The organism is Acidovorax delafieldii 2AN (assembly GCF_000175235.1).
GTDB lineage: Bacteria > Pseudomonadota > Gammaproteobacteria > Burkholderiales > Burkholderiaceae_C > Acidovorax > Acidovorax delafieldii_B.
On record NZ_ACQT01000192.1, the window covers coordinates 1 to 6,734 of the forward strand.

A 6,734-nucleotide genomic window follows, 5' to 3' on the forward strand; every position below is an offset into this window, starting at 1 on the left:
CAGGTCCTGGGCTGGGCACTGGCGCGCCCCGCACCCCGGCGCGCAACCTCTGGTGCTCTTTGCTATTGAAAAAAGAGCTATCGGCGCAGAAGGGGCAAGCGCAAACGCCTGATTCTGCTCAAAATTTCTGCGAGCCTGTCTTACAGGCGTTCCTTCACGTACGAGCCGCGGTCCATATCCACGATCTCGACGCTGAGCTGCACCATCACCCCCGCCGGTTTGGGCGAGAGGCGGCGCAGCACGCCGGCCACGCGCTCGGACAGGTCTTTCTTGGCTTCGGGCGAACGGCCCGACAGCAGGCGCAGCTGGGCGTGCACAAAGGCCCGGTTGGCCGGGGCGGTGCCGATCTCGAAGCTGTCCACCAGGACAAAGCGGCTCTTGAGGTCGGCCTCGTCCAGCACTTCGGGGCTGCTGGTCACGGCTTGGTTCAGTTCGGCGAGGGCTTGCGCCTCGGGGAAGCCGGCGAGGTTTTGCGAGTATTCGACGATCAGGTGGGGCATGGCGTGTTCTCGGGTGGTGGGATGAAGAAAGGAACGGAGCGCGGGCCATCCCGTGCGCCCCGGGCGGAACCGGTGGATGTGTTCAGGGGGCCTTCAGAGCGCCTGCGTCGGCACGGCGTGGCGCAGGGCGGTCTGGCGATTTTGCTCGTCGACGAACACGAGCTGCGGTTCGTGCGTGGCGACTTGGTCTTCGGGCACCTGGGCAAACGCAGCAATGATGAGCAGGTCGCCCACGGCGGCGCGGCGCGCCGCCGAACCGTTGACCGAGATCATGCCGCTGCCGCGCTGGCCCTTGATGGCGTAGGTGATGAAGCGTTCGCCGTTGTTGATGTTCCAGATATGGACCTGTTCGTTTTCCACCAGGTTGGCGGCATCCAGCAGGTCTTCGTCGATGGCGCACGAGCCTTCGTAATGCAATTCGCAGTGCGTGGTGGTGGCGCGGTGGATCTTGGATTTGAGCAAGGTGCGGAACATGGTGTTTCCTGGCATTAAGGGCGGTGAAAGCGAAGGGAGCGGGGCCTGGCGGGAAGGATGCGCTGCTGCGAAGGCGGTGGAGGCGTCAGTGGGTAGAGAAATCCAGCACACAACTGTCGCCCAGCGCCTCGCGCCACACGCGCACGCGGCTCACGCGGGGGCGCAGGTCGGCGGGCAGCGCCTGGGCGATGAAGACGCACAGGTTTTCCAGCGTGGGCGTGCCCAGGCCGGGCACTTCGTCGAGCATGTGGTGATCGAGCTGCTCGCGCACCACGGCCAGGCCCTGACGCAGCAGGCCCAGGTCCAGCACCATGCCGGTGGCGGGGTCGCGCGGGCCGGTCAAGAATACCTCGGCGTGGTAGGTGTGGCCGTGCACGCGGCGGCTGCCTTCGGCCTCGATTTCGCGGCGCAGGGTGTGGGCAGCGTCGAAGAAAAAGCGCTGGGAGATGGTGAACAACATGGCGTGAAGCGGTGGGTCACCGGATGCCGGTGAGCTTGTGGGTCTGCAGGCTCAGGCGCCATGCGGGGTGCGCCAGGCAGGCTGCGATGCAGGCGGCGGTGTTCTGCCGCTGCAGCGGGCCGTCCATGGGCTGCAGAAAACGGTGGGTGAAGTGGGTTTCGCGCTCCAGCGCGCCCAGATCGAACCCTGGTTGCGGCCACACCAGCTTCAGCTCCTGCCCGCTGCGCTGCACGAACGGCGCGCCCGCCTTGGGGCTGATGCACAGCCAGTCGATGCCCTCGGGGGCGGCCACGGTGCCGTTGCTTTCCACGGCGATGCGGAACTGCTGCGCGTGCAAGGCAGCGATGAGTTCTGAATCCACTTGCAGCAGCGGCTCGCCACCCGTCAGCACCACCAGGCGGTGGCCCGCACCGGCAGGCCACTGCGCGGCGATCGACTGGGCCAGTGCGGCAGCCGTCTCGAACTTGCCACCCAGCGTGCCGTCCGTGCCCACGAAGTCGGTGTCGCAGAACTGGCAGATGGCCTGGGCGCGGTCCTGCTCGCGGCCCGTCCAGAGATTGCAGCCTGCAAAGCGGCAGAACACGGCGGGCGTGCCCGCCTGGCCGCCTTCGCCTTGCAGGGTGTAGAAGATTTCCTTGACGCTGTAGGTCATGGGTGCCCTCGCATGGTTTGTGTCAACGCACAGGCCGGTGCACCTTGCGCGGCCAAGGCGAGGGACACCGAGCAAGGGCCTTCCCGAAGCGAGGGTGTCGTCCCCCTTGACGGGGAAGGCGCGAAGCGACTCCGGCGGTGTTTCATTTCACCGGTGGGACGAGGATGGTGGGAGCAGCTGGGGCAGCCACCTCGGGGTAGTCGCGGCTGTAGTGCAGGCCCCGGCTTTCGCGGCGCAGCTGGGCGCTTTTCACGATCAGGTCGGCCACCTGCACCAGGTTGCGCAGCTCCAGCAGGTCGCGCGTGACGTGGAAGTGGGCGTAGAACTCGTGGATTTCGCCTTGCAGCAGCGCGATGCGGTGGGCGGCGCGTTCCAGCCGTTTGTTGGTGCGCACGATGCCCACGTAGTCCCACATGAAGCGGCGCAGCTCGTCCCAGTTGTGCGAGATGACGACCGATTCGTCCGCATCGGTCACGCGGCTGTCGTCCCACGCGGGCACGGTGGGCAGGTCGGCGGGTGGCGTAGCGGCAATGGCCTGCGCGGCGGCGCGCGCAAACACCATGCATTCGAGCAGCGAATTGCTGGCCAGCCGGTTGGCGCCATGCAGGCCGGTGCAGGCGACTTCGCCCACGGCGTACAGGCCGGGCAGGTCGGTGCGGCCGGCCAGGTCGGTCAGCACGCCGCCGCAGGTGAAGTGGGCCGTGGGCACCACCGGGATGGGTTCCTTGGTGATGTCGATGCCCAGCGACGCGCAGTGCGCCAGGATGTTGGGGAAGTGCTCCTGTAAAAACGCGGGGCTCTGGTGCGAGATGTCGAGGTGCACGCAATCGAGGCCGTGCTTTTTCATCTCGAAGTCGATGGCGCGCGCCACCACGTCGCGCGGTGCCAGTTCGGCGCGCGGGTCGTGGTCGAGCATGAAGCGCGTGCCGCCGGCAGAGGGGGGCAGCTTGAGTTGTCCACCCTCACCGCGCACGGCCTCGCTGATGAGGAAGGACTTTTCGTGTGGGTGGTACAGCCCCGTGGGGTGGAACTGGATGAACTCCATGTTCGCCACGCGGCAGCCCGCGCGCCAGGCGGCGGCAATGCCGTCGCCCGTGGCGGTGTCGGGGTTGGTGGTGTACAGGTACACCTTGCCTGCGCCGCCCGTGGCGAGGATGGTCTGCGGCGCGCGGAAGGTGACGACCTCATCGGTGTCGCTGTCGAGCGCGTACAGGCCGAGGCACCGGTGGCCGGGCAAGCCCAGCTTGCGCGTGGTGATCAGGTCCACCAGCGTGTGCTGCTCGAACAGGGTGATGCCGGGCGTGCTGCGCACCACGTCGATCAGCGTGCGCTGCACGGCGGCGCCCGTGGCGTCGGTCACGTGCGCAATGCGGCGGGCGCTGTGGCCGCCTTCGCGCGTGAGGTGCAACTGGTCGCCCTCCAGCGTGAAGGGCACGCCCAGGCGGCGCAGCCAGGCAATGGACTCGGGGGCGTTTTCCACCACAAAGCGGGTGGTGGCCAGATCGCACAGGCCGGCGCCGGCCACCAGCGTGTCTTCGATGTGCGCGGCAAAGCTGTCGTCGTTGGCCAGCACGGCGGCAATGCCGCCCTGGGCCCAGCCGCTGGAGCCGTCTTGCAATGTGCGCTTGGTGATGACGGCCACGCGGTGTGTGGGCGCCAGGTGCAGGGCCGCAGACAGGCCGGCCAGGCCGCTGCCTACGATGAGTACGTCGAAGTCGTGGGATGCCATAGGGATCGTCGTTGCCTTGGAAACGGGCGCTGCTTCAGGCCGTTGCCGCCGAGGGGCTGGCTTGGCCAGGCCGCCGGTGGCGTCCCCCGCCCGCGCAGCGGGAGAGAGGGAAGCGGCGCAGCCGCTCAGGGGTTGTCATACCGGTGTGTAGGCCAGGCGTACGTAGATGGGGGCAAAGGCCTCGGCCTGGGTGATCTCGATCAGCGTTTCCTTGGCCAGCTCCAGGAGTGCAATGAAGGTCACCACCAGCACGGTGCTGCCGTGGCTGGGGTCGAAGAGTTCTTCGAACTCGACGAAGCGGCGCCCCTGCAGGGTCTTGAGCACCATGCTCATGTATTCGCGCACGCTCAGCTCTTCGCGGGTGATCTTGTGGTGCTGCACGAGCTTGGCGCGTTTCAGGATGTCGCGCCAGGCCTCTTGCAGGTCCACCAGATGCACGTCGGGAAAACGCGGTTGCAGGCTCTGCTCGATGTAGACCTGCGCCTTCAGAAAGTCGCGCCCGTACTGCGGCAGCTGGCCCAGCCGCATGGCCGCCATCTTCATCTGCTCGTATTCCAGCAGGCGGCGCACCAGTTCGGCGCGCGGGTCTTCAGCTTCGTCGCCGCCCTCCTGCTTCTTGGGCGGCAGCAGCATGCGCGACTTGATCTCGATGAGCATGGCCGCCATCAGCAGGTACTCGGCCGCCAGCTCCAGGTTGCGGCTGCGGATCTCGTCCACATACGCCAGGTACTGGCGCGTGAGCCCCGCCATGGGGATGTCGAGGATGTTGAAGTTCTGCTTGCGGATCAGGTAGAGCAGCAGGTCGAGCGGGCCTTCGAAGGCTTCGAGGAAGACTTCGAGCGCGTCGGGCGGGATGTACAGGTCTTGCGGCAGCGCGAACAGCGGCTCGCCGTACAGGCGGGCGAACGCCACCTGGTCCACCACGTCGGGCATGGCGCCGGAAACACCGGCCTCGGCTTCGCTCGCGCTGCTCATGATGTGCTATGCAATCAATAGCTGTTGTCGACCGCCAGCAAAGCGCTGCATGGCATTTTTGCGCTCAATCGGCGTTGGTCTGGTAGACGTAGGGCTTCTGTGCAACCCGGGCCTCGCGGTATTCGCCCCAGATCTTGCGGTCCACCTGCTTGTCCCACAGCAGGGCACGGCCGGCGCGCTGCTGCTGCTCAAGCTCGGGCTTTTGCGCCTTGAGCTGGTCGATGAACTGGGTGGCTTCGGACTGGTAGTCGGGGCGGCGGAAAATGGACATGGACTGTTAACCTCTCTGCGTCGATTTTACCGGGAGCATTCCATGCCCTTGATTTTCCGGGCCCTGGGCCTTACGGCGGCGGTTCTGGGCCTTGCGGCCCTCGCGGGTTGTGACCCGCAGCGCATCAGCGAGCTGCAGCCGGGCGTTTCCACCGAGGCCGATGTGCGCGACCGCTTCGGGGCCCCCGAAAACGTGTGGGACGAGTCCGGCGGCGTCCGCACCTTGGAGTACAACCGCCAGCCTGCAGGCCAGGTCAATTACATGATTGCCCTCGGGCCTGACGGCAAGCTGGTGGAAGTGCGCCAGGTGCTCACGGCCGAGAATTTTGCCCGCATCACGCCGGGCATGGAGCTGGCCGAAGTGCGCCGTCGCCTGGGCAAACCGGCCAAGATCACCCCCTACCGCCTCAGCGGCGAAACGCACCACGACTGGCGCTTTGCCCAGCCGCCCAACACGCCCATGGTGTTCACCGTGGTCACCACCGACGGCCGCACGGTGCAGCGCACGCAGACCGGCCCCGACATGGACGCGCCAGAGAATAAGGGCGGGCGCTGAGGAGCCTTGGGGCTGGGCAATCCCCGGAGGGCGATCCATCGCCACCGCCCGGCCCGACGCTGCGCGTGACGGGTGGTGCGTAAGGGGTGGAGCTGTGGGGCGCCGCCTGCCGGGGCGACCTGGAGAGTGCACGGCCAGGGCAATGCCGCGCAAAGCGGCCTCGCATCCGCAAGCCTCAGGGCGCAATCTTGCGCTTGAGCGCCTTGGCCACCGCGGGCGGCAGGCTGGGCAGCGAGCGCAGCAGCCAAGGTAGCAGCTTGCGCTTGAGACCACTGAGCGACTGGGGCACCACCGCCTCGATCAGGTGCGGCCCCGGCGTGGCCAGCGCCTGCTCCAGCGCCCAGACGAACTCCTCGGCCGTGGTGGCACGCACGCCGCGCACGCCCATGCCCTGGGCCAGGTGGGCGAAGTTCAGTTCCGGCCCGGCCAGGTCCAGCTGCGACCGGGCCTTGGCACCGGCCTGCTCGGCGCCCACGCGCTCCAGCTCCACGTTGAGCACGGAATACGAGGCGTTGTTGAAGATGACGGACACCACGTTGAGCTGCTCGCGCGCCATGGTCCACAGCGCCTGGATGGTGTACATCGCCGTGCCGTCGCCGATCAGCGCGAGCACCGGGCGCTGCGGGCAGGCAATGGCCGCGCCAATGGCATTGGGCAGGCCCTGGCCGATGGCGCCGCCCGTGAGCGTGATGAGGTCGTGGCGCGGCGCGCCGGCGGTGAAGGGCGCGAGCATCAGCCCCGAGGTGATGGCCTCGTCGATGACGATGGCGTTCTCGGGCAGCAGGTGGCCCACGGCCTTGCACACCTTCTCGGCGGTGAGCTTGCCGCGCGGGCGGCCCGGACGGGCCGGTGCCAGCAGCAGGGGCTGCGCCAGCCCGGCGCCCAGGGCCTGGGCGAGTTTCTCCAGGCTGGCGGCCGCATCCTGCGCCGGCGTGGAAAGCTGGTGCACCGTGCAGTCATCGGGCACCAGATAGCTTTTCTTGCCAGGGTAGGCGAAGAACGACACCGGCGCCTTGGCGTCCACCAGCACCAAGTGGTTGATGCCGGCGAGTTGCACGCCGGCCAGCTCGGCCAGGTAGGCGATGCGTTCCACGGCGGGCAGGCCCGCGCCGCGCTCC

9 protein-coding genes are annotated in these 6,734 nt (G+C 67.6%); 1 reads left to right on the forward strand and 8 read right to left on the reverse strand.

The features are described 5' to 3' along the window. Window positions 1-140 precede the first annotated feature (140 nt). From ACDELDRAFT_RS17215 to ACDELDRAFT_RS17245, 7 genes are all read right to left on the reverse strand, one after another. Entirely contained in the window at window positions 141-500 is a 360-nt protein-coding gene (locus ACDELDRAFT_RS17215; protein ID WP_005799224.1) for a 5-carboxymethyl-2-hydroxymuconate Delta-isomerase, read from the reverse strand. A 93-nt stretch (window positions 501-593) separates the two neighbouring features. Beyond that, window positions 594-974: an aspartate 1-decarboxylase gene (gene panD, locus ACDELDRAFT_RS17220; protein WP_005799225.1), complete on the reverse strand. Its 381-nt coding sequence runs from the start codon at window positions 972-974 to the stop codon at window positions 594-596. Window positions 975-1,059: 85 nt separating this feature from the next. Next, complete coding sequence (locus ACDELDRAFT_RS17225; RefSeq protein WP_005799227.1) at window positions 1,060-1,434, reverse strand: 6-carboxytetrahydropterin synthase; 375 nt, start codon at window positions 1,432-1,434, stop codon at window positions 1,060-1,062. Window positions 1,435-1,450: 16 nt separating this feature from the next. Next, entirely contained in the window at window positions 1,451-2,086 is a 636-nt protein-coding gene (gene queE, locus ACDELDRAFT_RS17230) for a 7-carboxy-7-deazaguanine synthase (protein WP_005799229.1), read from the reverse strand. Window positions 2,087-2,228: 142 nt separating this feature from the next. Beyond that, a complete protein-coding gene (gene nadB / locus ACDELDRAFT_RS17235) occupies window positions 2,229-3,815 on the reverse strand; it encodes an L-aspartate oxidase (RefSeq protein ID WP_005799231.1) in 1,587 nt (528 codons plus the stop codon). Window positions 3,816-3,950: 135 nt separating this feature from the next. After that, window positions 3,951-4,790, reverse strand: a complete 840-nt coding sequence (locus ACDELDRAFT_RS17240) for a segregation and condensation protein A (RefSeq protein ID WP_005799232.1) — start codon at window positions 4,788-4,790, stop codon at window positions 3,951-3,953. 64 nt (window positions 4,791-4,854) lie between these two features. Further along, window positions 4,855-5,061: a DUF3460 family protein gene (locus tag ACDELDRAFT_RS17245; RefSeq protein WP_005799233.1), complete on the reverse strand. Its 207-nt coding sequence runs from the start codon at window positions 5,059-5,061 to the stop codon at window positions 4,855-4,857. 42 nt (window positions 5,062-5,103) lie between these two features. Here ACDELDRAFT_RS17245 and ACDELDRAFT_RS17250 point away from each other — a divergent pair, with 42 nt between their 5' ends. Beyond that, on the forward strand, window positions 5,104-5,616 hold the full coding sequence (locus tag ACDELDRAFT_RS17250; protein WP_005799234.1) for a hypothetical protein: 513 nt from the start codon (window positions 5,104-5,106) through the stop codon (window positions 5,614-5,616). Window positions 5,617-5,791: 175 nt separating this feature from the next. On the opposite strand, the gene ACDELDRAFT_RS17255 is transcribed toward ACDELDRAFT_RS17250, so the two are convergent. Further along, window positions 5,792-6,734 (reverse strand): acetolactate synthase large subunit (locus tag ACDELDRAFT_RS17255; RefSeq protein WP_005799235.1); only part of this gene is annotated, 943 nt, incomplete at its 5' end.